General features: G+C 65.2%; 25 protein-coding genes. 20 read left to right on the top strand and 5 right to left on the bottom strand.

The window, feature by feature from the left end:
* Positions 1–140 precede the first annotated feature (140 nt).
* The 13 genes from cbiE (at position 141) to cycA (ending at position 11,975) form a co-directional block, all read left to right on the top strand.
* Entirely contained in the window at positions 141–1,352 is a 1,212-nt protein-coding gene (gene cbiE, locus ABZO33_RS22215; RefSeq protein ID WP_414537800.1) for a precorrin-6y C5,15-methyltransferase (decarboxylating) subunit CbiE, read from the top strand.
* A complete protein-coding gene (locus ABZO33_RS22210) occupies positions 1,345–2,439 on the top strand; it encodes a cobalt-precorrin-5B (C(1))-methyltransferase (protein ID WP_414537799.1) in 1,095 nt (364 codons plus the stop codon). The genes cbiE and ABZO33_RS22210 overlap by 8 nt, the downstream gene beginning before the upstream one ends.
* The gene (locus tag ABZO33_RS22205; RefSeq protein ID WP_414537798.1) at positions 2,436–3,164 is read left to right on the top strand and encodes a cobalt-precorrin-6A reductase; all 729 of its coding nucleotides are present in this window, start codon (positions 2,436–2,438) and stop codon (positions 3,162–3,164) included. Before ABZO33_RS22210 ends, ABZO33_RS22205 begins: the two co-directional genes overlap by 4 nt.
* A gap of 83 nt (positions 3,165–3,247) precedes the next feature.
* A complete protein-coding gene (gene vapB, locus ABZO33_RS22200) occupies positions 3,248–3,478 on the top strand; it encodes a type II toxin-antitoxin system VapB family antitoxin (protein WP_011535889.1) in 231 nt (76 codons plus the stop codon).
* Complete coding sequence (gene vapC, locus ABZO33_RS22195) at positions 3,478–3,888, top strand: type II toxin-antitoxin system tRNA(fMet)-specific endonuclease VapC (RefSeq protein ID WP_050707095.1); 411 nt, start codon at positions 3,478–3,480, stop codon at positions 3,886–3,888. The genes vapB and vapC overlap by 1 nt, the downstream gene beginning before the upstream one ends.
* A 72-nt stretch (positions 3,889–3,960) precedes the next feature.
* On the top strand, positions 3,961–4,398 hold the full coding sequence (locus tag ABZO33_RS22190) for an NfeD family protein (RefSeq protein WP_414537797.1): 438 nt from the start codon (positions 3,961–3,963) through the stop codon (positions 4,396–4,398).
* Positions 4,399–4,425: 27 nt separating this feature from the next.
* Positions 4,426–5,280 (top strand): SPFH domain-containing protein, encoded by an 855-nt coding sequence (locus ABZO33_RS22185; protein ID WP_414537796.1) that lies wholly within the window; start codon positions 4,426–4,428, stop codon positions 5,278–5,280.
* A gap of 108 nt (positions 5,281–5,388) precedes the next feature.
* Entirely contained in the window at positions 5,389–5,778 is a 390-nt protein-coding gene (locus ABZO33_RS22180; RefSeq protein WP_414537795.1) for a DUF2946 domain-containing protein, read from the top strand.
* A gap of 47 nt (positions 5,779–5,825) precedes the next feature.
* A complete protein-coding gene (locus tag ABZO33_RS22175) occupies positions 5,826–6,311 on the top strand; it encodes a copper chaperone PCu(A)C (RefSeq protein WP_414537794.1) in 486 nt (161 codons plus the stop codon).
* A 20-nt stretch (positions 6,312–6,331) separates the two neighbouring features.
* Complete coding sequence (locus ABZO33_RS22170; RefSeq protein ID WP_414537793.1) at positions 6,332–6,763, top strand: DUF2946 domain-containing protein; 432 nt, start codon at positions 6,332–6,334, stop codon at positions 6,761–6,763.
* Positions 6,764–6,832: 69 nt separating this feature from the next.
* On the top strand, positions 6,833–8,899 hold the full coding sequence (locus ABZO33_RS22165; RefSeq protein WP_414537792.1) for a TonB-dependent copper receptor: 2,067 nt from the start codon (positions 6,833–6,835) through the stop codon (positions 8,897–8,899).
* Between the two features lie 58 nt (positions 8,900–8,957).
* Positions 8,958–10,322: a PepSY-associated TM helix domain-containing protein gene (locus tag ABZO33_RS22160; protein WP_414537791.1), complete on the top strand. Its 1,365-nt coding sequence runs from the start codon at positions 8,958–8,960 to the stop codon at positions 10,320–10,322.
* Between the two features lie 246 nt (positions 10,323–10,568).
* Positions 10,569–11,975, top strand: coding sequence for a D-serine/D-alanine/glycine transporter (gene cycA, locus ABZO33_RS22155; protein ID WP_414537790.1), 1,407 nt, complete (start codon positions 10,569–10,571; stop codon positions 11,973–11,975).
* 104 nt (positions 11,976–12,079) lie between these two features.
* Here cycA and ABZO33_RS22150 read toward each other — a convergent pair whose 3' ends face one another.
* The gene (locus ABZO33_RS22150) at positions 12,080–12,379 is read right to left on the bottom strand and encodes a hypothetical protein (RefSeq protein ID WP_046854034.1); all 300 of its coding nucleotides are present in this window, start codon (positions 12,377–12,379) and stop codon (positions 12,080–12,082) included.
* 518 nt (positions 12,380–12,897) lie between these two features.
* Here ABZO33_RS22150 and urtA point away from each other — a divergent pair.
* From urtA to ABZO33_RS22120, 6 genes are all read left to right on the top strand, one after another.
* Complete coding sequence (gene urtA, locus ABZO33_RS22145) at positions 12,898–14,163, top strand: urea ABC transporter substrate-binding protein (RefSeq protein ID WP_414537789.1); 1,266 nt, start codon at positions 12,898–12,900, stop codon at positions 14,161–14,163.
* A 78-nt stretch (positions 14,164–14,241) separates the two neighbouring features.
* A complete protein-coding gene (gene urtB / locus ABZO33_RS22140) occupies positions 14,242–15,762 on the top strand; it encodes an urea ABC transporter permease subunit UrtB (RefSeq protein ID WP_414537788.1) in 1,521 nt (506 codons plus the stop codon).
* Complete coding sequence (gene urtC / locus ABZO33_RS22135; protein ID WP_414537787.1) at positions 15,762–16,841, top strand: urea ABC transporter permease subunit UrtC; 1,080 nt, start codon at positions 15,762–15,764, stop codon at positions 16,839–16,841. Before urtB ends, urtC begins: the two co-directional genes overlap by 1 nt.
* Complete coding sequence (urtD, locus tag ABZO33_RS22130; RefSeq protein ID WP_414537786.1) at positions 16,838–17,695, top strand: urea ABC transporter ATP-binding protein UrtD; 858 nt, start codon at positions 16,838–16,840, stop codon at positions 17,693–17,695. The genes urtC and urtD overlap by 4 nt, the downstream gene beginning before the upstream one ends.
* A 45-nt stretch (positions 17,696–17,740) precedes the next feature.
* A complete protein-coding gene (gene urtE, locus ABZO33_RS22125) occupies positions 17,741–18,439 on the top strand; it encodes an urea ABC transporter ATP-binding subunit UrtE (protein WP_414537785.1) in 699 nt (232 codons plus the stop codon).
* A 31-nt stretch (positions 18,440–18,470) separates the two neighbouring features.
* A complete protein-coding gene (locus tag ABZO33_RS22120; RefSeq protein ID WP_414537784.1) occupies positions 18,471–18,983 on the top strand; it encodes an N-acetyltransferase family protein in 513 nt (170 codons plus the stop codon).
* Between the two features lie 33 nt (positions 18,984–19,016).
* On the opposite strand, the gene ABZO33_RS22115 is transcribed toward ABZO33_RS22120, so the two are convergent.
* Entirely contained in the window at positions 19,017–19,322 is a 306-nt protein-coding gene (locus ABZO33_RS22115; protein ID WP_414537783.1) for a chaperone modulator CbpM, read from the bottom strand.
* Between the two features lie 2 nt (positions 19,323–19,324).
* Positions 19,325–20,290: a curved DNA-binding protein gene (gene cbpA / locus ABZO33_RS22110; RefSeq protein ID WP_414537782.1), complete on the bottom strand. Its 966-nt coding sequence runs from the start codon at positions 20,288–20,290 to the stop codon at positions 19,325–19,327.
* Between the two features lie 162 nt (positions 20,291–20,452).
* Here cbpA and ABZO33_RS22105 point away from each other — a divergent pair, with 162 nt between their 5' ends.
* The gene (locus tag ABZO33_RS22105) at positions 20,453–21,724 is read left to right on the top strand and encodes an Hsp70 family protein (RefSeq protein WP_414537781.1); all 1,272 of its coding nucleotides are present in this window, start codon (positions 20,453–20,455) and stop codon (positions 21,722–21,724) included.
* 103 nt (positions 21,725–21,827) lie between these two features.
* On the opposite strand, the gene ABZO33_RS22100 is transcribed toward ABZO33_RS22105, so the two are convergent.
* Together ABZO33_RS22100 and ABZO33_RS22095 are read right to left on the bottom strand one after the other, a co-directional pair.
* Positions 21,828–22,835, bottom strand: coding sequence for an AI-2E family transporter (locus ABZO33_RS22100; protein WP_046854025.1), 1,008 nt, complete (start codon positions 22,833–22,835; stop codon positions 21,828–21,830).
* Positions 22,836–22,905: 70 nt separating this feature from the next.
* Complete coding sequence (locus ABZO33_RS22095; RefSeq protein ID WP_023630090.1) at positions 22,906–23,190, bottom strand: PsiF family protein; 285 nt, start codon at positions 23,188–23,190, stop codon at positions 22,906–22,908.
* Positions 23,191–23,224 lie beyond the last annotated feature (34 nt).

Raw genomic sequence — 23,224 nt, 5'->3', positions numbered from 1 at the left:
GCGCGGTATTATGCCTGCTTTGTCCGGCGGCATGAAAAACCGGTGGTCGAACGCTAAGGCGAATCGCGGGGCAAGCCCGCTCCCACGTCACTTCGTGGGAGCGGGATTGCCCCGCGATCAATGATTGGTATGAGGAACAGATGGCCCCCTGGCTGACAGTAATAGGCATCGGCGAAGACGGTTTCAGCGGCCTGGGCAAACAGGCCCGGCGCGCCCTGCTAGCAGCCACGCGCATCATCGGAGCCCCGCGCCAGCTGGCCCTGTTGCCCCGCTGCGTCACCGCCGAGCAACTGCACTGGCCCAGCCCCTTCTCCCTGGCCCCGGTCCTGGCCCTGCGCGGCGAGCCGGTCTGCGTGCTGGCCAGCGGCGATCCGATGTTCTACGGCGTCGGTGCCAGCCTGGCGCGCCAGCTGCCCGCCGAGGAGCTGCAAGTGCTGTCGATGCCCTCCTCCTGCGCCCTGGCCGCCGCCCGCCTGGGCTGGCCGTTGCAGGACGTGCAGGTGGTCTCGGTGGTCGCCCGCCCGCTGGCGGCGCTCAATGCCCACTTGTACAGCGGCGTGCGCCTGCTGGTGCTGAGCAACGACGAAAGCAGCCCGGCGGCCATTGCCGCGCAGTTGCGTGAGCGCGGCTTCGGCCCCAGCCGCCTCCAGGTGTTCGAACACCTCGGCGGTCCGCAGGAAAGAACACAGAGCGGCACCGCCGACGACTGGCCACACACCGACGTCGCCACGCTCAACCTGGTCGCCATCGAATGCCAGGCCTCCCCTGATACCCCGCGCCTGCCGCGCGTGGCCGGCCTGCCTGACAGCGCCTTCCGTCACGACGGTCAGCTGACCAAGCGCGATGTCCGCGCCATCACCCTGGCGCGCCTGGCCCCGCAACCCGGTGAGCTGCTGTGGGACGTAGGCGCCGGTTGTGGCTCCATCGGCATCGAATGGATGCGCGCCCACCCCAGCTGCCGCACCCTTGCGATCGAGGCAGACGAAGGCCGCCAGGGCTATATCGAACACAACCGCGACACCCTCGGCGTGCCCGGCCTGCAACTGATCCGCGGCAAGGCACCCGAAGCCTTGGCCGGGCTGCAGCGCCCGGACGCGATCTTCATCGGCGGCGGCGTCACCCGCGAAGGCGTACTCGACCTGTGCTGGGAACGCCTGCTGCCGGGCGGGCGCCTGGTTGCCAACGCCGTCACGCTGCAAAGCGAGGTCGCCCTGGCGCAGTTTCGCGACCAGCATGGCGGCGAGCTGACCCGTATCCATATTGCCCACACCCAGCCGCTGGGCAGTTTCGACACCTGGCGCCAGGCCCTGCCGATCACCTTGCTCGACGTGATGAAACCCGTCGATGCGTGAAGAAACCCGCGAACAGCCCGCGCCCCTGCGCAGCGGCCTGACCACCGGCAGCTGCGCCACCGCCACCAGCCTGGCGGCGGCGCGCCTGCTGCTGACCGGGCAGCACAATGACGCGGTACACATCACGCTGCCCAAGGGCAAGGTGGTGCAGATGCGCCTGGAGTTCTGCCATCTCAAAGGCGAAGCCGCCGAAGCCGGCACCCTGAAAGATGCCGGCGACGACCCCGATGTCACCCATGGCGCCCTGCTCTACAGCCAGGTGCGCCTGCTGGCCGAGCCCGGCATTCGCTTTGTCGCCGGCGCAGGCGTTGGCACCGTGACCCGCCCCGGGCTGGTACTGGCGGTGGGTGAACCGGCCATCAACCCGGTACCCCGCAAGATGATCAACGACCATCTCCTGCAACTGGCCAGCGAATGCGGCTATGACGGCGGCTTCGAAGTCACGGTCAATGTCCAGGGCGGCGAGTCGCTGGCCCTGAAGACCATGAACCCGCGCCTGGGCATCCTCGGCGGGCTGTCGATCCTGGGCACCAGCGGCATCGTCCGGCCATTCTCCTGCTCGGCCTACATCGCCTCGATCCACCAGGGCATCGACGTCGCCCACACCAACGGCTACACGCACATCGCCGCCTGCACCGGCAACGCCAGCGAAGACACCATGCGCCGGGTCTACGACCTGCCGGAGATCGCCCTGATCGAAATGGGCGACTTCGTCGGCGCGGTGCTCAAGCACCTGCGCAAGGTGCCAGTGCCGCGCCTCACGCTGTGCGGTGGCTTCGGCAAGATCAGCAAACTGGCGGCCGGGCACATGGACCTGCACAGCCGCCATTCGAGCATCGACCTGCCGCAACTGGCTGGCTGGGCAGCGGCCATTGGCGCCGATACCACGCTGCAACAGGCCATCATCGGCGCCAACACCAGCCAGCAGGCGCTGGCCCTGGCCCATGCCGCCGGCATCGCGCTGGGCGACGAGGTCTGCCGTCACGCCCTGCTGTTCGCCCGCAGCGTGGTGCCGGCCCAGGTGCAGGTCGAAGTGTTCGCCATCGACCGCCAGGGCGGCATTGTCGGCAAGGCGGGCGTGGCATGAGCGGGCGCATCCTGCTGCTTGGCGGTGTCACCGAAGCCCTGGCCATCGCTCGCCAGCTGGGGCCGCAGCATGTCTACAGCCTTGCCGGCATCGGGCGCATTCCCCAGGATCTGGCCTGTCAGGTGCGGGTAGGCGGCTATGGCGGCGCCGAAGGTCTGGCCGACTACCTGCGCGCCGAAGGCATCGACCTGTTGATCGACGCCACCCATCCCTACGCCGCGCAGATCAGCCGCAACGCAGCCCTCGCCGCCCGCAGCGCTGGTGTTCCCTGCTGGGCCTTGCGCCGCCCGGCGTGGCAGGCACAAATCGGCGATGACTGGCGTGAAGTCGAGGACTGGGCCGGGCTGATCGAGGCGCTGACCCCGTTCGAGCGCCCCTTGTTCACCCTTGGTCGCGAACCCCTGCAACATCTGGACGAAATCCCCGCACATCAGTTCTGGACCCTGCGCGCCCTCGAAGCCTGCCCCGGCAACGAACGCTGCGAGGTGATCGGTGCGCGCGGGCCATTCCTCATCGACGATGAGCGTGCCCTGTTCGAACGTCGGCGTGTCGACGTACTGGTGAGCAAGAACAGTGGCAGCACGGCCACCGAACCGAAGCTCGAGGTGGCGCGGGAGCGAGGTATCCCGGTGCTGGTGCTCAAGCGGCCGGTGCTGCCGGAAGTGGATCGGGCGTTTCAGGATACAGGGGCGCTACTGGAAGCTCTCGGCCTGTTCAAGGCCTGACGCGCACACTGTATATCCCATTGACATATCCATTCCCGGAATTAAACTCCGGACATACATTTGCGCTTTCAAGGAGGCCCATGATGGAGCAAGGTGCAGTCTTCAAAAGCAACCGCAGCCAGGCTATCCGCATGCCAAAAGCCCTCGCCCTTCCAGAAGACGTCACCCGCGTGGACATCGTCGCGGTGGGCCGTTCCCGTATCATCTCGCCTGCCGGCGAAAGCTGGGACAGCTGGTTCGAGGGTGACGATGTGAGTGCGGACTTCATGGCAAGCAGGGAACAGCCAGCCGACCAGGAGCGCGAAGGATTCTGATGCTCAGGTACATGCTTGATACCAACATCTGCATTTTCACCATCAAGAACAAGCCACAGGTAGTGCGCGAGGCATTCAATCGCTACCACGGCCAACTGGCCATCAGCACGGTAACCCTGATGGAGTTGATCTACGGCGCGGAGAAATCCGCCGCGCCGGAGCGTAACCTGGCCATTGTCGAGGGGTTCGCCGCTCGGCTCGATGTGCTTGACTACGACATTCAGGGCGCAGCTCACACCGCGCAGCTACGTGCGGAGCTGGCCAAGGCCGGCACGCCCATCGGCCCCTACGACAGAATGATTGCCGGCCACGCCCGTGCTCGTGGCCTCACGCTGGTGACCAACAACCTGCGCGAGTTCCAGCGTGTTCCAGGGTTGCGTGTGGAAGACTGGGTGACACACCCACGTTGACGGCCACGAGATGGCCCTGTGCCTTGATCCTGCCGTAGAATCACCTCTCCCCTTCTGGAAGGCTCCACCCATATGGAAATGCAATGGTGGATCTGGCTCGTCTTCGGCGTGGCCCTGATCCTGCTGGAACTGGTGCTCCCCACCTTCTTCATCCTCTGGTTCGGCATCGGTGCCGTGCTGGTGTCGTTCATTTCACTGCTCGCTCCCAGCCTGCAACTCGATATGCAGGGCCTGCTGTGGGTGGTGTTCTCGTCGATCACCACCGTGCTCTGGTTCAAGGTGTTCCGGCGCAAGAAGCCGGACGTGCGCTGGACCGCCGACAGCGTGATCGGCGAGGTCGGCCTGCTGACCAGCGCCGTGTCGCAGTTCCAGAAGGGCCGCGTGCGCTTCCAGAAACCGATCCTCGGCAATGAGGAATGGACCTGCGTAGCCGACAGCGACATCCCCGCCGGCGAGCGTGTGCGCCTGGCCACCATCGAAGGCAACACCGCCCGCGTTACCCGGGCCTGAATCCGCACTAAAAGGAAGTTCGCAAGCATGACCAGCCTCATCGTCGTCGCCACCCTCGCTGTATTTGTACTGATCACCGTGTTCAAGGGCGTGCGCATCGTGCCCCAGGGCGAGGAATGGATCGTCGAGCGCCTGGGCCGTTACCACAGCACCCTCAAGCCGGGCCTGAACATCGTCATTCCGTACATGGACATGGTCGCCTACCGCCTGCCGACCAAGGACATCATCCTCGACGTGCAGCAGCAGGAAATCATCACCAAGGACAACGCGGTGATCGTCGCCAACGCCCTGTGCTTCGCCAAGGTGGTCGACCCGCAGAAGGCCTCGTACGGCGTGCAGAACTTCTCGTTCGCCGTGACCAGCCTGACCATGACCTCGCTGCGCGCCATCGTCGGCGCCATGGACCTGGACGAGGCGCTGTCCAGCCGCGAGCAGATCAAGGCGCGCCTGCGCGAGGCGATGTCCGAGCAGACCGAAGACTGGGGCGTGACCGTGCGCTCGGTGGAGATCCAGGACATCAAGCCGTCGCCGAGCATGCAGACCGCCATGGAGCGCCAGGCAGCCGCCGAGCGTGAACGTAAAGCCGATGTAACCCGCGCCGAAGGCAACAAGCAGGCCGCCATTCTCGAAGCCGAGGCGCGGTTGCAGGCAGCCAAGCTGGATGCCGAAGCCCAGGTCAATCTGGCAGAAGCCTCGGCCCGGGCGATCACCCTGGTCAAGGAGGCGGTGGGCAGCGAGACCGTGCCGGCCATGTACCTGCTGGGTGAGCGTTACATTGGTGCGATGGAGAACCTGGCGGCCAGCGACAATTCGAAAGTCGTGGTGCTGCCGGCAGACCTGCAGGAAACCGTGCGCGGGTTGATGGGCCGCGGTAAAGCCTGATATCGCGGGGGTGCCTTGCGCCCCAGGTGCGGCACTTCACCGCACCCCGGCTTTTTTACCTATACTCCGCCGTACAATAGCCATCACGATTCCTGACCGGATCTCTCCATGCCCCCACGTCGGCACATTGCCTGGATAGCCTGCCTTGCAGTGCTGTTCAACCTGCTGGCCATGCCGCTGTCTTCTGCCGCGCCCAAGGGCCCGGCCGAGCAGCTGCTGTGGGGAGCTTTCTGCTCCAGCATGGCCAGCAAGGCCAAGGTCGATGTCCAGGCCCTGGCCAAGATCGACCTGGGGCAGCAGAGCGACGACAGCGCCAGCATGATGAACTGCTGGTGCTGCCTGGGCGCGGCGCCTTTGCTGGCTTTACCCGTCTACCCGCCGCAACTGCACAACCCGCCGTTGCTGATCGCCGGGCACCTGCCGCACCTCGCCGACTACCAGCCCACGCCGCGCCAGCTCTGGCCCGCGCTCAATCCCCGTGCCTCTCCGTTGGTCTGAGTTCACTACGCTGTCCTTCAGAACCTGAACAGACCGGAGACTCACCCATGCTCAAGCAAGCCCTCGTCCTGGCCGCCCTGCTGCTGCCCGGCGCCTACGCCAACGCCCACGAGTACAGCGTCGGCGACCTGCACATCGCCCATCCCTGGTCGCTGGAGCTGCCGCCGAACGCGCCTAACGTCGCGGCCTACTTTGTCGTGCACAACAATGGCAAGGCCGATGACCGCCTGCTTTCGGTGAAAAGCCCCATCACCGACGACGCCCAGCTGCATGAGCATGTGATGAGCGCCGCCGGCGCCATGAAGATGCAACATGTGCCAAGCGTGTTGGTCCCGGCCGGCAAGGATGTGGTGTTCGCTCCCAGCGCCTACCACGTGATGATCATGCAACCCAAGGATCGCAGCCTGCTCACCGACGGCAAGCGCTTCCCGCTGACCCTGCACTTCGAGAAAGCCGGTGACGTCACGGTCGACGTCGCGGTGCAGAAGCAGCCGCCGGCCGAGCAAGCCGCAGCGCACGAGCACGCGCACTGACCGACTGACAGGCGCTCGCCATGAGCCTGCCGCGCTACAGCTCCGCCCGCAGCACCCGCCCTGATCGCAGGCGCGTCGGTGGCGGCTGGCTGAGCCTGTTCGCCATGTGGATGATCTTCATCGGCCCGCTGGTTTCCCAGTCGATGCCGATGGAGCACCACGCCGGCATGGCCATGCCCATGGACATGTCGATGAGCATGCCCATGGCGCAGGGTCACGACGAGCACCATGGCCACGGCAACGATGGCCAGCTGCATGTCATGTGGGAGAAGTGCGGCTACTGCAGCCTGCTGTTCAACTGCCCCGCCCTGCCCCAAAGCCTCAGCCCGCTCAGCGCAGGCAGCGTCACCCCACCCAGCCACCTCACCGTTGCCACGCGCCAGGGCCATGCCCGGCAGGCTGTATTCCCCGGCGCCCGCAGCCGCGCGCCGCCCCTTTCGATCCTCGTCTGAACACAACGCTATCAATGCCCGAAGCCAGGAGGCTTCGCGCTGACTCATGACTGATCGACTGGAATCATTATGTCCGGCTGCACCCCTGTTTTTGCCCTTTCCCTGCGCGGGACCATCGCCGTGCTGTGCGGCTCGCTGCTCGCGCCACTGGCCCTGGCCGCCGAAACCGGCCATGAAGGCCATGTGCACGACACCGCCGAACTGAGCCCGACGGTGATCACCGCCATCGCCCCAAGCTCGCCGCTGACCGTGGTCACCAACCCCAAGGACCCACGCCAGCCGGTGCCGGCCAGCGACGGCGGCGACTACCTCAAGACCATCCCCGGGTTCTCGGTGATCCGTGCCGGTGGCACCAACGGCGACCCGGTGCTGCGCGGCATGTTCGGCTCGCGCCTGAACATCCTCACCAACGGCGGCATGATGCTCGGCGCCTGCCCGGGCCGCATGGACGCGCCAACCTCGTATATCTCGCCGGAAACCTACGACCGCCTCACGGTGATCAAGGGCCCGCAGAGCGTGATCTGGGGCCCTGGCGGCTCCGCCGGCACCATCCTGTTCGAACGTGACCCGGAGAAGTTCGGCGAGCTGGGTAGCCGGGTCAACGGCAGCGTGCTGGCCGGCTCCAACGGCCGCTTCGACAAGGTGCTCGACGCCGCCGCCGGCAACCAGCTCGGCTATGTGCGCTTCGTCGGCAACCAGTCGCACTCGGACGACTTCGAGGACGGTAACGGCGACACCGTGCCGTCGCGCTGGGACAAGTGGAACGGCGACGTCAGCCTCGGCTGGACCCCGGACGCCGACACCCTGCTCGAACTGACCGCCGGCAAGGGCGACGGCGAGGCCCGCTCCGCCGGGCGTGGCATGGACGGCTCGCAGTTCAAGCGCGAAAGCCTGGGGCTGCGTTTCGAAAAATCCAATATCGGCGAGGTGCTCGACAAGGTCGAGGCGCAGGTCTACTACAACTACGCCGACCACGTGATGGACAACTACACCCTGCGCACCCCGTCGGGCAGCGGCATGATGGGCATGCCTATGGTCAGCAACGTTGACCGCCGGACCATGGGCGCGCGCATCAAGGCCACCTGGCGCTGGACTGACGTGCAACTGATCAGCGGCATCGACGCACAGACCAACGAACACCGCCAGCGGGGTGGCATGGGCGTTAACGCACACAAGGGCCAACCCTGGACCAAGGATGCCGACTTCCACAACTACGGCGCCTTCGGCGAGCTCACCTGGTATGCGACCGGCGAGGATCGCCTGATCACCGGCGCCCGCCTGGACCGCGCCTCGGCCCGCGACTTCCGCAAAGGCAGCGCCACCGAGGGCGACACCCGCGCCGACACCCTGCCCAGCGGCTTCGTGCGCTACGAGCACGACCTGGCGGCGATCCCCGCCACCACCTACATCGGCCTCGGCCACACCCAGCGCTTCCCTGACTACTGGGAGCTGTTCTCGCCCAAGCGCGCCCCGGCCGGCTCGGTGAACGCCTTCGACGGCATCAAGCCGGAGAAAACCACCCAGCTCGACTTCGGCATCCAGTACCGCGACGAGCGCCTGGAAGCCTGGGCATCGGGCTATGTTGGCCAGATCCGCGACTACATCCTGTTCGACTACCAACGCAACATGATGGGCAACCTCACCTCCCAGGCGCAGAACATCGATGCCCGGATCATGGGCGGTGAGCTGGGCGCGGCCTACAAGCTGACAGAGAACTGGAAGGCCGACGCCACGCTCGCCTACGCTTGGGGCAAGAACAGCAGTGATGGCAAGGCGCTACCGCAAATGCCGCCTTTGGAAAGCCGCCTGGGCCTGACCTACAGCCGCGACACCTGGAGCGTCGGCGCCCTGTGGCGCCTGGTGGCCGAGCAGAACCGCATCGCCCAGAACCAGGGCAATGTGGTGGGCAAGGACTACGACAAGAGCGCCGGCTTCGGCGTGTTTTCCCTCAACGGTGCCTACAAGGTGAACAACAACCTCAAGCTCAGCGCGGGCGTCGACAACCTGTTCGACAAGGCCTACGCCGAGCACTTGAACCTGGCCGGGAACGCCGGGTTCGGCTACCCGGCGAACAGCGTGCAGCCGGTCAACGAGCCAGGCAGGACCTTCTGGACCAAGGTCGACTTCAGCTTCTGACAACAACAAACGGGCGCGGGACCTGACCGCGCCCACACAAGGTCTACGGGAGGCTCTCATGAGCAAACCAAACGTTTCCTTCTACAACCTGGCGTGGCGCTGGCATTTCTATGCCGGGCTGTTCGTGGCGCCGTTCATGATCCTGCTGGCGATCACCGGGATCATCTATCTGTTCAAGCCGCAGCTCGATCCGCTGCTGTATCGCGAACTGATGGTGGTCGAGGCCGGCCATCACCGGCAAAGCGCCGACACCCTGCTGGCCAATGTGCGCCAGGCTTATCCACAGGGCCATGTCGGCCAGTACCTGCCACCACTGAATGCCGAGCGCAGCGCACAGTTCGTGGTGCATGACGGCGGGCGCGAGCTGAATGTCTTCGTCGACCCGTACAGCGCCAAGGTGCTGGGCGAGCAGGATGGCAAGCAGAACCTGCAAGCCATCGCACGTGCCCTGCATGGCGAATTGATGGTCGGCACGGTCGGTGACCGGCTGGTGGAACTGGCGGCGGGCTGGGGCATTGTCCTGGTGGTGTCCGGCCTCTATCTCTGGTGGCCACGCGGGCGCAACAGCGCGGGCGTGCTGTGGCCACGCTTGAGCGCACGCGGCCGAGTGCTGTGGCGCGACCTGCATGCCGTCACCGGCTTCTGGGGCTCGGCCCTGCTGCTGTTGATGCTGCTCAGCGGCATGACCTGGACCGGGCTGTGGGGCAAGCAGTATGCCGACCTGTGGAACCGCTTCCCGGCGGCCATGTGGAATGACGTGCCCAAGTCCGATAAAGAAGCACGCGACCTCAACAGTGCCCATCGCCAGACCGTGCCGTGGGCGATGGAGAACACGCCGATGCCAGTGTCCGGCGCCCATGCCGAGCATGCCGGGCACCACATGATGGACCAGGCCCCGGCGGCGCCGCAGGTAAGCCTGCAGCAGATCGAGAACATCGCCAACCTGCGCGAGGTCGAGCCGGGCTACAGCATCACCCTGCCGACCAGTGCCGAGGGCGTGTTCACTATCGCGGTGTTTGCCGACGATCCGCGCAACGACGCCACCCTGCACGTCGACCAGTACACCGGAAAGGTGCTGGCTGATGTGCGCTGGCAGGACTACAGCCCGGTGGCCCGTGCCACCGAGCTGGGGGTGATGCTGCACGAGGGCAAGATGTTCGGGGCGTTGAACCAGATCGTCATCCTGCTGGTGTGCCTGATGATCCTGCTGGGCTCGGTGAGCGGGCTGGTGATGTGGTGGAAGCGCAAGCCCACTGGTGGATTGGGCGTGCCGCCACTGCGCCATGACCTGCCGCGCTGGAAGATGGCGGTGGGGGTGATGCTGTTGCTGGGCGTCGCCTTCCCGCTGGTGGGGTTGTCCATGATCGTGATGTGGGTGGTCGATAACCTGGTGGTCAGGCGCCGGGTCATGGCCCGGGCCTGAGGCATTGCTTGGCTGTTCCGGCCTCATCGCCGGCAAGCCGGCTCCCACAAGGGTGGGTGCGATCCCTGTGGAAGCCGGCTTGCCGGCGATGAGGCCAGCCCATGCAACCATTGACTCCCGTCATGTCGAGCATCGCGCTGTACCGCCAAGATCGTGCCGATCTGCCGCACCCGCGATCGGAACGCGACGTGATAGCCTACGCGGCTTTCGCTCACAAAAAGACTGACCCTCAATGGAATGCAGCCTATGACCCGGACCTCCCAGACACCCTCCGAAGAGCAGCACCTGCAACGCAACCTGACCAACCGCCACATCCAGCTCATCGCCATCGGCGGCGCCATCGGCACCGGCCTGTTCATGGGCTCGGGCAAGACCATCAGCCTGGCCGGCCCGTCGATCATCTTCGTCTACATGATCATCGGCTTCATGCTGTTCTTCGTCATGCGCGCCATGGGCGAGCTGCTGCTGTCGAACCTCAACTACAAGTCGTTCATCGATTTCTCCGCCGACCTGCTCGGCCCCTGGGCCGGCTACTTCACCGGCTGGACCTACTGGTTCTGCTGGGTGGTCACCGGCATCGCCGACGTGGTGGCGATCGCCGCCTACACACAGTTCTGGTTCCCCGACCTGCCGCAGTGGATACCGGCGCTGAGCTGCGTGGCCCTGCTGCTGTCGCTGAACCTGGTGACGGTGAAGATGTTCGGCGAAATGGAGTTCTGGTTCGCCCTGATCAAGATCATCGCCATCATGGGCCTGGTCGCCACCGGCCTGTACATGGTCATTACCGGTTTCCAGTCGCCGAGCGGGCACACCGCGACCCTGGCCAACCTGTGGAATGACGGCGGCATGTTCCCCAACGGCCTGCTGGGCTTCTTCGCCGGCTTCCAGATCGCCGTGTTCGCCTTTGTCGGTATCGAGCTGGTGGGCACCACCGCGGCTGAAGCGAAGAACCCCGAACGCACCCTGCCGCGGGCGATCAACTCGATCCCGATCCGCATCATCGTGTTCTACGTGCTGGCGCTGATCGCCATCATGGCCGTGACCCCATGGCGCGACGTGGTGCCGGGCAAGAGCCCGTTCGTCGAGCTGTTCGTGCTGGCCGGCCTGCCAGCGGCGGCGAGCATCATCAACTTCGTGGTGCTGACCTCGGCGGCCTCGTCGGCCAACAGTGGTGTGTTCTCCACCAGCCGCATGCTGTTCGGCCTGGCCCAGGAGGGCGATGCGCCCAAGGCGTTCGAGAAACTCTCGCGCCGCGCGGTGCCGGCCAACGGCCTGTACTTCTCCTGCACCTGCCTGCTGCTGGGCGCGGTGCTGATCTACCTGGTACCCAATGTGATCGAAGCCTTCACCCTGGTGACGACGGTGTCGGCGGTGCTGTTCATGTTCGTCTGGACGCTGATCCTGCTGTCGTACCTGAGCTACCGCAAGAACCGCGCGGCGCTGCATGAAGCGTCGAGCTACAAGATGCCCGGCGGGCGCTTCATGTGCTACGTGTGCCTGGTGTTCTTCGCCGGCATTCTGGTGCTGTTGAGCCTGGAGGCGGATACGCGCTCGGCGCTGGTGGTGACGCCGATCTGGTTCTTGTTGCTGGCAGTGACCTACCAGTTTGTTCGCAGCAAGCGCCAGCCGCGGGCAGAGGTGCGTGACGCCTAAACCCACCGCGGGGCAAGCCCGCTCCCACGCCAATCCCAGTGCAGTGCAAGCCCAGCCCCACGCAAATACCAGCGTGGGAGCGGGCTTGCCCCGCGATTGGCCCTCTAGCCGTGCTCCAATCCTTCAAGCACCGCCTCGGCCAACGCCAACCCCTTCTCCAGCGAGTTCTCCGTAGCCGTCAGCAAACTGCGCAACGGCTCCCCGGCCTTCTCCAATGCCGCCGCATTGGTCTCATACGCCGCCTTCAACGCCGCCACGGCGCACACCAGCGCATCCTCGCTATCGACCCCGGCCTGCACCGAGAGCATCGGCGCATGGGCGTGATTGCAGGTGCCGAAGTGGGAACTGGCGGTGACCGGACGTGATTTGCGCGGGGTGAGGTTGACCAGCGATTCCTGGTTCATGGCTGCACCTCTCGATGAAAGGCGGCGATCCCGATAAATGCGAACGGTGGGTCTGGAACGATCTTCTTGAGCATGATGCATCTCCTTGCAACTCTCTCTAAAGAAGCTCCGTGCCCATACGCCAAGATGGGTGGACGAAGCCGTGCGGGTTGGCGTGCCGGCAGAGAGAACCGGTGAGCCCGAAGGCTCCCACACACGGCTTCGCCCATAACGGGTGCAGCCATGCAGAACACCGCCGCAAGCTGCGTCAGTGCTCGATCTCTCTGAATACGGGACGCCAATCCCGAACCGCAGAAACTACTGCGGTGCGGCACGGTACTCAAGTACCGCTTATGTGTCAAAAGTGTTCATCGCCCCCGGCCCCATTCCTGTGCAGACCCAACCTGCAAGCACCATCCTGGCCCGGCCCCGCGCCCCGATTAGTCGCACAACCGCTCTATCACGCACCTTCCGTCGCTCGGCACAGCCTTTGCAATCTCCGACCTGGCCAACCCCCACCATCACATCGGAGTGAGCACATGAAGCGACGCAGTCTGATCAAGGCCTTCACCCTCAGCGCATCGATCGCCGCGATGGGCCTGAGCTGGAGCATCCAGGCCGCCGAGACCATCAAGGTCGGCATCCTGCATTCGCTGTCCGGGACCATGGCGATTTCCGAGACCTCGCTCAAGGACATGGCGCTGATGACCATCGACGAGATCAACGCCAAGGGCGGGGTCAATGGCAAGCAGCTCGAGGCGGTGGTGGTCGACCCGGCGTCCAACTGGCCGCTGTTCGCCGAGAAGAGCCGCCAGCTGCTGACCCAGGACAAGGTCGCGGTGGTGTTCGGCTGCTGGACCTCGGTGTCGCGCAAGTCGGTGCTGCCGGTGTTCGAGGAGCTCAACGGCCTGCTGTTCTACCCGGTGCAGTACGAAGGTGAAGAGATGTCGCCGAACGTGTTCTACACCGGTGCCGCGCCGAATCAGCAGGCCATCCCGGCGGTGGAATACCTGATGAGCGAAGACGGCGGCGGCGCCAAGCGCTTCTTCCTGCTGGGCACCGACTACGTCTACCCGCGCACCACCAACAAGATCCTGCGCGCTTTCCTGCACAGCAAGGGTGTGGCCGACAAGGACATCGAGGAGGTGTACACGCCGTTCGGCCACAGCGATTACCAGACCATCGTCGCCAACATCAAGAAGTTCTCCGCTGGCGGCAAGACAGCGGTCATCTCCACGGTCAACGGCGACTCCAACGTGCCGTTCTACAAGGAACTGGCCAACCAGGGGCTGAAGGCCACCGATGTGCCGGTGGTGGCGTTCTCGGTGGGTGAAGAAGAGCTGCGCGGCATCGACACCAAGCCGCTGGTGGGGCACCTGGCGGCGTGGAACTACTTCGAGTCGGTGGATAACCCGGTGAACCAGCAGTTTGTCGCCGACTGGAAGGCCTACGCCAAGGCCAAGGGCCTGCCGGGCGCCGACAAGGCGGTTACCAACGACCCGATGGAGGCCACCTACGTCGGTATCCATATGTGGGCGCAGGCGGCGCAGAAGGCCGGCAGCACCGATGTGGACAAGGTGCGCGAGGCGCTGGCCGGGCAGAGCTTCAAGGCGCCGTCGGGCTTCACCCTGACCATGGACAAGAGCAACCACCACCTGCACAAACCGGTGATGATCGGCGAGATCCAGGATGACGGGCAGTTCAGTGTGGTGTGGCAGACCGAGGAGCCGCTGCGAGCGCAGCCTTGGAGCCCGTTCATTCCGGGGAATGACAAGCGGCCGGACTATGCAGTGAAGGGCAACTGACGCCATCGCGGGGCAAGCCCGCTCCCACGCCGATCTCGTCAGCTGATGGGGGCGGCGTGGGAGCGGGCTTGCCCCGCGATGAATCCACCGCCGATTTCCAGGACTGCCCGCATGCTCAGACTCCTGCTCACGCTACTGCTGCTATTGCCCCTGGCCACCCAAGCCAGCGAGGGCGAATTCTTCCTCAGCGCCAAACCCGCCGAACAGGCCAACCTGCTCGAAACCTGGGCCGCGCAACCGGACCCGGCCCGCCTGCCGCTGCTGGAAAACCTGCGCCAAGGCCGCATCGCCGAAGGCGACACCCGCAAACTGCGCCTGAACAACCGCCTGCGCGGCCTGATCGTCAATGCCCTGGCCAGCCACCAGCTGCTCAGCGACAACAGCACAACCCGCCTGGCCGCCGCTCAGCAATTGCAGAAAACCGCGCAACCGGCGCAGATGGCCTTCCTCGACCGCCGCTTCGCCAGCGAACCGGACGCCGCCGTGCACGCCGCCCTGGGCCTGGCCCTGGCCAACCTGCAACTGGGCGCCAGCGAACCTGCGGTACGGCTGGCCGCCGTGCGCCTGCTCGGTGAAACCGGTGACCCGCTGGCCCGCACCCGCCTCGAAGCGCTGTTGCAACCCGACACCGAAACCGACGCCGCCGTGCGCACCGCCGCCGAAACCAGCCTGGCCCAGGTACAGCGCAAGCTGTTGGTCGGCGAACTGCTCGGCCAGGCCTTCAGCGGCCTGTCGCTGGGCTCGATCCTGCTGCTGGCGGCGCTGGGCCTGGCGATCACCTTCGGCCTGCTGGGGGTGATCAACATGGCTCACGGCGAGATGCTGATGCTCGGCGCCTACAGCACTTACATGGTCCAGGTGCTGCTGCAACGCCATGCCCCCGGTGCCATCGAGTTCTACCCGCTGATCGCCCTGCCGGTGGCCTTCGCCGTCAGCGCGGGTGTCGGCATGGCGCTGGAGCGCACGGTGATCCGCCACCTGTATGGCCGCCCATTGGAGACCCTGCTGGCCACCTGGGGTATCAGCCTGATCCTGATCCAGGCCGTGCGGCTGATCTTCGGCGCGCAGAACGTCGAGGTGAGCAACCCGGCGTGGCTGTCGGGCGGCATCCAGGTACTGCCGAACCTGGTGTTGCCGTACAACCGCCTGGTGATCATCGGCTTCGCCCTGGCGGTGGTGCTGCTCACCTGGCTGCTGCTCAACCGCACGCGGCTGGGCCTCAACGTGCGCGCGGTCACCCAGAACCGCAACATGGCAGCCTGCTGCGGGGTGTCCACCGGGCGCATCGACATGCTCGCCTTCGGCCTTGGCTCGGGCATCGCCGGGCTCGGTGGCGTGGCCCTGAGCCAGGTCGGCAACGTGGGGCCGGACCTGGGCCAGAGCTACATCATCGACTCGTTCCTGGTGGTGGTGCTCGGTGGCGTCGGGCAGCTGGCCGGCAGCCTGTGGGCGGCCTTCGGGCTGGGCATCGCCAACAAACTGCTGGAGCCGCAGATCGGTGCGGTGCTGGGCAAGATCCTCATCCTTGCGCTGATCATTCTGTTCATCCAGAAGCGCCCGCAAGGCCTGTTCGCCCTCAAGGGACGGGTAATCGACTGATGAACCAGCCATTGATTGTCATTGCCACGCGCAAGGTCGGCACACGGGTTTCAATGGCCGTCGGCGCCGTTGTCGTCCTGGCGCTGCTGGCCCTGCCGCTGCTTTCACTGCTGCCCGAGGGGCACGCCTTGCAGGTCTCGGCCTATACCCTGACCTTGGTCGGCAAGATCCTCTGCTATGCCATCGTCGCCCTGGCCCTGGACCTGGTCTGGGGCTATGCCGGGTTGCTGTCGCTGGGCCACGGCCTGTTCTTCGCCCTGGGCGGCTACGCCATGGGCATGTACCTGATGCGCCAGGCGGCGGGCGACGGCCTGCCAGGGTTCATGACCTTCCTGTCGTGGAGCGAGCTGCCCTGGTACTGGGCCGGCACCCAGCATTTCGCCTGGGCGCTGTGCCTGGTGGTGCTGGCGCCGGGGTTGCTGGCGCTGGTGTTCGGCTTCTTCGCCTTCCGCTCGCGGATCAAGGGCGTGTACTTCTCGATCATGACCCAGGCCCTGACCTTCGCCGGCATGCTGCTGTTCTTCCGCAACGAGACCGGCTTTGGTGGCAACAACGGCTTCACCAATTTCCGCACCATCCTCGGTTTCGACATCACCGCCCAAGGCACTCGCGCCGTGCTGTTCCTGCTGACGGTCGGCCTGCTGCTGGGCAGCCTGTTCCTGTGCTGGCGTTTGACCCAGAGCAAGTTCGGCCGCCTGCTCACCGCCGTGCGCGATGCCGAGAACAGGCTGATGTTCTGCGGCTATGACCCACGCGGTTTCAAGCTGCTGGTGTGGGTGCTCAGCGCCGTGCTGTGTGGCCTTGCCGGGGCGCTGTATGTGCCGCAAGTGGGCATCATCAACCCCAGCGAGATGTCACCGACCAACTCCATCGAGGCCGCCGTATGGGTGGCCCTGGGCGGGCGCGGCACGCTGATCGGGCCGCTGCTCGGCGCCGGCCTGGTCAATGGCATGAAGAGCTGGTTCACCGTGGCGTTTCCCGAGTACTGGCTGTTCTTCCTCGGCGCGCTGTTCATCCTCGTCACCCTGTACCTGCCCAAGGGCGTGGTCGGCCTTGTGAAGAATAGGAGCCAGCCATGAGAAGCGTGCCGCCGGTGCATCCGGAATTCATGCTCGAACCTGTGTTCGACCAGATCGGCAGCGGGCGCGAGGCCATCGGCCTGGGCCGCCGTCGCGAGGCCGGGCTCGACACCCGCCACGGCACGGTGCTGAGCCTGGAAGGCATCAGTGTCAGCTTCGATGGCTTCAAGGCACTCAACGACCTGAACCTGTACATCGGCGTCGGCGAGCTGCGCTGCATTATCGGCCCCAACGGCGCCGGCAAGACCACGATGATGGACGTGATCACCGGCAAGACCCGCCCCGACACGGGTACCGCGTTTTTCGGCGACACCCTCGACCTGACCCGCATGAGCGAATGCCGGATCGCCCAGGCCGGCATCGGTCGCAAGTTCCAGAAGCCCACGGTGTTCGAGGCGTTGACGGTATTCGAGAACCTGGAGCTGGCGCTCAAGGCCGACAAGTCGGTATGGGCCAGCCTGCTGGCGCGGTTGAACGGCGATCAGCGCCAGCGCATCGACGAGGTGCTGGCCACCCTGCGCCTGCTGCCCCTGGCCCAGCGCCAGGCGGGGTTGTTGTCCCATGGCCAGAAGCAGTTCCTGGAGATCGGCATGCTGCTGGTGCAGGAGCCGCAGTTGTTGCTGCTGGACGAACCGGTAGCCGGGATGACCGATGCCGAGACCGAGTTCACCGCCGAGCTGTTCCGTTCGCTGGCGGGCCAGCATTCGCTGATGGTGGTGGAGCATGACATGGGCTTCGTCGGCAGCATTGCCGACCATGTGACGGTGTTGCACCAAGGCAGCGTGTTGGCGGAAGGGTCGCTGGCGCAGGTGCAGGAGGATGAGCGGGTGGTCGAGGTGTACCTCGGTAGGTAGGCCTCTGAAGCCCGCTCCCACGCACAAATCACACAAGGGCAAGACATGCTGAAAATCGACACCCTGCACCAATACTACGGCGGCAGCCACATCCTGCGCGGCCTGTCTTTCGAGGCCAAGGTCGGTGAGGTCACCTGCCTGCTGGGCCGCAACGGCGTGGGCAAGACCACCTTGCTGCGCTGCCTGATGGGCCTGCTGCCGGCCCGCGAGGGCCGCGTGGAATGGGAAGGCAAGCCGATCACCCCCCTCAAGCCCCAGCAACGGGTCCAGGCCGGCATCGCCTACGTGCCCCAGGGCCGCGAGATCTTCCCGCGCCTGACCGTCGAGGAAAACCTGCTGATGGGCCTGTCGCGCTTCCCCGCCCGCGAGGCACGCGAGGTACCCGCGTTCATCTACGAATTGTTCCCGGTGCTGGAGCAGATGAAACAGCGCCGAGGGGGCGACCTCTCGGGCGGCCAGCAGCAACAGCTGGCCATCGGCCGCGCCCTGGCCAGCCGACCGCGCCTGCTGATCCTCGACGAACCCACCGAAGGCATCCAGCCGTCAGTCATCAAGGAGATCGGCGCGGTGATCCGCAAGCTCGCCGACCGGGGCGATATGGCCATCCTGCTGGTGGAGCAGTTCTACGACTTCGCCGAAGAGCTGGCCGACCACTACCTGGTCATGGCCCGCGGCGAGATCGTCCAGCGCGGCCGGGGCGAAAACATGCAGGCCGAAGGTGTGCGCGGCCTGGTTACCATTTAATCTGCAATCACTTCCCTTGCGAGACGCTGTCATGAGTTACCAGATCCGCGACGCCCTGATCGACGACGTGCCGGGCATCCTCGACATCTACAACGACGCCGTACGCAACACCACGGCAATCTGGAACGAAACCCCGGTGGACCTGGCCAATCGCCTGGCCTGGTTCGAGGCCCGTGCGCAGCAGGGTTATCCGATCCTGGTCGCGGTGGATGACAGCGGCGTGCTCGGTTACGCCTCGTTCGGCGACTGGCGCGTCTTCGAGGGCTTCCGCCATACGGTCGAACATTCGGTGTACATCCGTGGCGACCAACGCGGCAAAGGTCTGGGCCCGGTGCTGATGGCAGCACTGGTCGAACGGGCCAGGGGCTGTGGCAAGCATGTGATGGTCGCCGCCATCGAAAGCGGCAATGCCGCGTCGGTGCGCCTGCATGAGCGGCTGGGGTTCGTGGTGACCGGGCAGATGCCGCAGGTGGGCGTGAAGTTCGGCCGGTGGCTGGACCTGACGTTCATGCAATTGATGCTCAATCCAGGGGCACAGCCGTGAAACCCGAGGGGCCGCCGTGCGGCCCCACAACGTTCACAGCTGGGTAAACCGGCCCAACCGTTGGCGTAGCATATGGTTCTCGCTGCGCAACTGCTGCACTTCTTCCAGCAACTCCAGCGCCAGCGCCACCCCTTCCCACTCGAGCTCCAGCTGATCATGCAGCTTCACCGCGCGCTTGAGGGTGACCGGTGCGCGGTCGTCGAACACCCATTCCTCCGGCGTTCGCCCCGAAGGTTCAACAATGCCGTGCTCGACGATCTCGATCACGCAATCGGCCGTGAGGTCGGCTTCCTGGCAAAGGGTACGCATGTCCAGTTGAACGATCAGGGTGCTGCTCATGATCACTTACTCCATTGAGTCCTCGGATTGAACGCGGCTTTCTCGGAGAGCTGAGTCCACAGTGCGCGAGTTGCGTCATCGGATTGGGCGGGCATCACGACTTTGAGCTGGGCGTACAGGTCGCCGCGCTCGCCCTGCTTGTTCAGCAGGCCCATGCCCTTGACCCGCAGGCGCTGGCCGCTCTGGCTGTCGGGGCGGATGGTCAGGTTGATCTTGCCGGTCAGGGTCGGCACGGCCACCTTGGCGCCGAGCGCAGCCTCCCACGGTGCCAGCGGCACGGTGATGATCAGGTCGTGACCTTCGACATCGAACAGCGGGTGCGGTGCCATGCGGATGGTCAGGAACAGGTCGCCATTGGCGCCACCGCCGACACCTGGCGCGCCCTGGCCCTTGAGGCGGATGCGCTCGCCGTCGGTCACCCCGGCGGGGATCTTCACGTTCAGCGTTTTCGTGGTGAACCCGGTGCGCTGCCCGGCGGCATTGGTTTGCGGCACCTGGAAGCTGATCTGCTTGGATTCCTTGTTCAAGGTCTCTTCGAGGAACACCGCCAGTTCCAGTTCCACGTCCTGCCCTCGCCTGCCGGCACTGCGTTGTTGCCGGCCACCGCCGCCACCGAAGGGGTTGCCACCCCGGGCGCCGAAGATCGAGCTGAAGAAATCGGAAAAATCGCCGCCCTCGAAGCCACCGCCGCCGCCATTGCCGCCACGGGACTGCCAGCCAGGCGGTGCCTGGAACGGCCGGCCATGCTGGCCGCCATACTTGCGGATCTCGTCGTACTCGGCGCGCTTGTCCTTGTCGCCAAGCACTTCGTAGGCCTCGTTGGCCTCCTTGAACTTGTCCTCGGCGTCACGCTCCTTGCTGACGTCGGGGTGATACTTGCGCGCGAGCTTGCGGTAGGCGGCCTTGATCGCCTTGTCGTCCGCACTCGCCTCGACGCCGAGTATCTTGTAATAGTCTTTGAAGTCCATCTATGGATCACCGATGTGAATGTACGTATTGCTACAGAAGATTGGGGTCAAGCATAGCCTTTCAAGGTTCATCCGGGGTTGCGCTATCGCAGACGACCGGTCTTGATTTAGCCGCAGAACGGCATAAACTGCGCGGCCGTTTTGCCTCCGGAAGCTTTCTCCATGTCTGACGTATCCCCGGCCCGTGCCCTCGGCATCGACTTCGGCACCTCCAACTCCACGGTCGGCTGGCACCGCCCTGGCGCCGAATCGCTGATCGCCCTGGAAGACGGCAAGATCACCCTGCCGTCGGTGGTCTTCTTCAATATCGAGGAACGTCGCCCGGTGTACGGCCGCCTGGCCCTGCACGAGTACCTGGAGGGCTACGAAGGCCGCCTGATGCGCTCGCTCAAGAGCCTGCTGGGCTCCAAGCTGATCAAGCACGACACCAGCGTGCTGGGCAGCGCCCTGCCGTTCAAGGACCTGCTGGGCATGTTCATCGGCGAACTGAAAAAGCGCGCCGAGGCCGATGCCGGCCGCGAATTCGACCAGGTGGTGCTGGGCCGCCCGGTATTCTTCGTCGACGAGGACCCGGCCGCCGACCAGGAGGCCGAGGATACCCTGGCGGACGTTGCGCGCAAGATCGGCTTCAAGGACGTGTCGTTCCAGTACGAGCCGATCGCCGCGGCCTTCGACTACGAGTCGGGCATCAGCCAAGAAGAGCTGGTGCTGATTGTCGATATCGGCGGTGGTACCTCGGACTTTACCCTGATCCGCCTGTCGCCCGAGCGCCACCTGGTGGCCGAGCGCCAGGACGACATCCTCGCCACTGGCGGCGTGCACATCGGCGGCACCGACTTCGACAAGCAGCTGAGCCTGCAAGGTGTGATGCCGCTGTTCGGCTATGGCAGCCGGATGAAAAGCGGCGCGCTGATGCCCACCAGCTACCACCTCAACCTGGCCACCTGGCACACCATCAACGCCCTGTACTCGCAGAAATCGCAGCTGGCCCTGGGCAGCATGCGCTACGACATCGAGGACACCCTCGGCGTCGACCGCCTGTTCAAGCTGATCGAGCAGCGTGCCGGCCACTGGCTGGCGATGGAAGTGGAAGCCAGCAAGATCGAGCTGACCGAGCGCGACAGCCGGAGCATCGATTTTGGCCGGATCGAACCGCAGCTGTCGGCCGAGCTGACCCGGGCACTGTTCGAAGATGCAATTGACGGTTTGCTTGAGCGCGTGCGCGGCAGCGTGAGCGAACTGCTGGCCAAGGCCGGCGTGAGCGAGAGCCAGGTGGACACGGTGTTCTTCACCGGCGGCTCCAGCGGCATTCCGGCGCTGCGCAACAGCGTGGCGGCGATGCTGCCCAATGCGCGGCATGTGGAAGGCAATATCTTCGGCAGCATTGGCAGCGGCCTGGCGATCGAGGCGCGCAAGCGCTACGGCGTGCTCTGACATTTGCGCCGGCCCCATCGCGGCTGAAGCCGCTCCTACAGGAAACGCGTGGTCCTTGTAGGAGCGGCTTCAGCCGCGATGAGGCCGGCACAGGTAATACATCTCAAACCAGCTCAGCCCGCTTCAACTCACTCTTCAGGTAGGCGTAATAAATCGGCCCGGCCACCACCCCCGGCAGGCCGAACGCCGCCTCGAACACCAGCATCGCCAGCAACAGCTCCCAGGCCTTGGCACTGATCTGCCCGCCAACGATCCGCGCGTTGAGGAAATACTCGACCTTGTGGATAACGATCAAGTACCCCAGCGCCGCCATCGCCACCCAGATCGACAGCGACAGCCCGACAATGGTGATCAGGGTATTGGACATCAGGTTGCCGATTACCGGCAGCAGCCCGAGCAGGAAGGTCAGTACGATCAGGGTCTTGGTCAGCGGCAGGTGCACGCCGAACAGCGGCAACACCACGGCGAGGAAGATGCCGGTAAAGAAGGTGTTGAGCAGCGAGATCTTGATCTGCGCGAAGACGATGTTGCGAAACGCCTGCACCAGCAGGCTCAGGCGCTCGAACAAGGCTGCGGCCAGGGGCTTGCGCCGGGAAATGTCGGGGATGCGCTGCAGGGCGACGATGGCGCCGAGGATCATGCCGATCAACAGGGTCACGAACATGTGCGCCATGCCTTTGCCGACCAGTTGCAGGTCGCTCAGGTGGCTCTTGATCCATTCACCGATGGCCACCTTGAACTCGGCGGCGCTGGCCGGCAGGTAGGCTTCGATGAACGGCGGCAACTGGCCACGGGCACGCTCGACCAGGCCCATGAACTTGTCCAGCGAGGCGCCGGGGTTCTCGGCCTCATGCAGCAGGAAACTGAAGGCGCCGGCAATCAGCAGGGTGAGCGTGCTCACCACCAATGTGCCGAGCAGCGCCACCGCCAGCCAGCGCGCGCGCTGCCCGGCGATCAACGGCTGCAACCTGGGCGTGAGCATGTTGACCAGCTCGAACACCAGCAAGCCCGCGAGCAGGCTCGGCAGCAGCTTCAGGGGCAGCGCCAGCAACAGGCCGGCCATGACGATGATCCAGCTGGCCAGGGTGACCTGGCGGGGGGTGAAGGTCATACAGCCTCGACGGCAGACAGCGGAAAGTCCCGCAGTCTGCCAGCCTTCACGGCAGAGGCATAGGCGCAGGTCATTTCTTCTTCAGGCAGTCGCTCATGAAGGTCTTGCGCTCGTCGCCCTTGAGCGCCTTGGTGGTGGCGTCGGCGTTGCAGGTTTTCATCTTCTCCTGCTGGGTGGCGGCAGGCTTGGCCTTGAGGCAGGTGCTCATGAACGCCTTGCGTTCGTCGCCCTTGAGCGCCTTGGCGGTGGCGTCGGCGTTGCAGGTCTTCATCTTTTCCTGTTGCGCGGTGGCGGCAAATCCTTGCCCCGCGATCATCATGCCCAACACCAGCAGGGGTACGTGCAGCAGCTTCATGGAGTGGTCTCCTTGCCTGCGCGCCGAATGCGCG

This window comes from Pseudomonas sp. CAM1A (assembly GCF_047501685.1).
Lineage (GTDB): Bacteria > Pseudomonadota > Gammaproteobacteria > Pseudomonadales > Pseudomonadaceae > Aquipseudomonas.
The sequence above is the reverse complement of the archived record's forward strand: the minus strand, read 5'-3'. Positions and strand labels throughout refer to the sequence as shown.

Bases quoted from the DNA above. Each gene is read 5' to 3' on its own strand.
- cbiE (WP_414537800.1), top strand. From the start codon at position 141: ATGGCCCCCTGGCTGACAGTAATAGGCATCGGCGAAGACGGTTTCAGC.
- ABZO33_RS22210 (WP_414537799.1), top strand. From the start codon at position 1,345: ATGCGTGAAGAAACCCGCGAACAGCCCGCGCCCCTGCGCAGCGGCCTG.
- ABZO33_RS22205 (WP_414537798.1), top strand. From the start codon at position 2,436: ATGAGCGGGCGCATCCTGCTGCTTGGCGGTGTCACCGAAGCCCTGGCC.
- vapB (WP_011535889.1), top strand. From the start codon at position 3,248: ATGGAGCAAGGTGCAGTCTTCAAAAGCAACCGCAGCCAGGCTATCCGC.
- vapC (WP_050707095.1), top strand. From the start codon at position 3,478: ATGCTCAGGTACATGCTTGATACCAACATCTGCATTTTCACCATCAAG.
- ABZO33_RS22190 (WP_414537797.1), top strand. From the start codon at position 3,961: ATGGAAATGCAATGGTGGATCTGGCTCGTCTTCGGCGTGGCCCTGATC.
- ABZO33_RS22185 (WP_414537796.1), top strand. From the start codon at position 4,426: ATGACCAGCCTCATCGTCGTCGCCACCCTCGCTGTATTTGTACTGATC.
- ABZO33_RS22180 (WP_414537795.1), top strand. From the start codon at position 5,389: ATGCCCCCACGTCGGCACATTGCCTGGATAGCCTGCCTTGCAGTGCTG.
- ABZO33_RS22175 (WP_414537794.1), top strand. From the start codon at position 5,826: ATGCTCAAGCAAGCCCTCGTCCTGGCCGCCCTGCTGCTGCCCGGCGCC.
- ABZO33_RS22170 (WP_414537793.1), top strand. From the start codon at position 6,332: ATGAGCCTGCCGCGCTACAGCTCCGCCCGCAGCACCCGCCCTGATCGC.
- ABZO33_RS22165 (WP_414537792.1), top strand. From the start codon at position 6,833: ATGTCCGGCTGCACCCCTGTTTTTGCCCTTTCCCTGCGCGGGACCATC.
- ABZO33_RS22160 (WP_414537791.1), top strand. From the start codon at position 8,958: ATGAGCAAACCAAACGTTTCCTTCTACAACCTGGCGTGGCGCTGGCAT.
- cycA (WP_414537790.1), top strand. From the start codon at position 10,569: ATGACCCGGACCTCCCAGACACCCTCCGAAGAGCAGCACCTGCAACGC.
- ABZO33_RS22150 (WP_046854034.1), bottom strand. From the start codon at position 12,379: ATGAACCAGGAATCGCTGGTCAACCTCACCCCGCGCAAATCACGTCCG.
- urtA (WP_414537789.1), top strand. From the start codon at position 12,898: ATGAAGCGACGCAGTCTGATCAAGGCCTTCACCCTCAGCGCATCGATC.
- urtB (WP_414537788.1), top strand. From the start codon at position 14,242: ATGAATCCACCGCCGATTTCCAGGACTGCCCGCATGCTCAGACTCCTG.
- urtC (WP_414537787.1), top strand. From the start codon at position 15,762: ATGAACCAGCCATTGATTGTCATTGCCACGCGCAAGGTCGGCACACGG.
- urtD (WP_414537786.1), top strand. From the start codon at position 16,838: ATGAGAAGCGTGCCGCCGGTGCATCCGGAATTCATGCTCGAACCTGTG.
- urtE (WP_414537785.1), top strand. From the start codon at position 17,741: ATGCTGAAAATCGACACCCTGCACCAATACTACGGCGGCAGCCACATC.
- ABZO33_RS22120 (WP_414537784.1), top strand. From the start codon at position 18,471: ATGAGTTACCAGATCCGCGACGCCCTGATCGACGACGTGCCGGGCATC.
- ABZO33_RS22115 (WP_414537783.1), bottom strand. From the start codon at position 19,322: ATGAGCAGCACCCTGATCGTTCAACTGGACATGCGTACCCTTTGCCAG.
- cbpA (WP_414537782.1), bottom strand. From the start codon at position 20,290: ATGGACTTCAAAGACTATTACAAGATACTCGGCGTCGAGGCGAGTGCG.
- ABZO33_RS22105 (WP_414537781.1), top strand. From the start codon at position 20,453: ATGTCTGACGTATCCCCGGCCCGTGCCCTCGGCATCGACTTCGGCACC.
- ABZO33_RS22100 (WP_046854025.1), bottom strand. From the start codon at position 22,835: ATGACCTTCACCCCCCGCCAGGTCACCCTGGCCAGCTGGATCATCGTC.
- ABZO33_RS22095 (WP_023630090.1), bottom strand. From the start codon at position 23,190: ATGAAGCTGCTGCACGTACCCCTGCTGGTGTTGGGCATGATGATCGCG.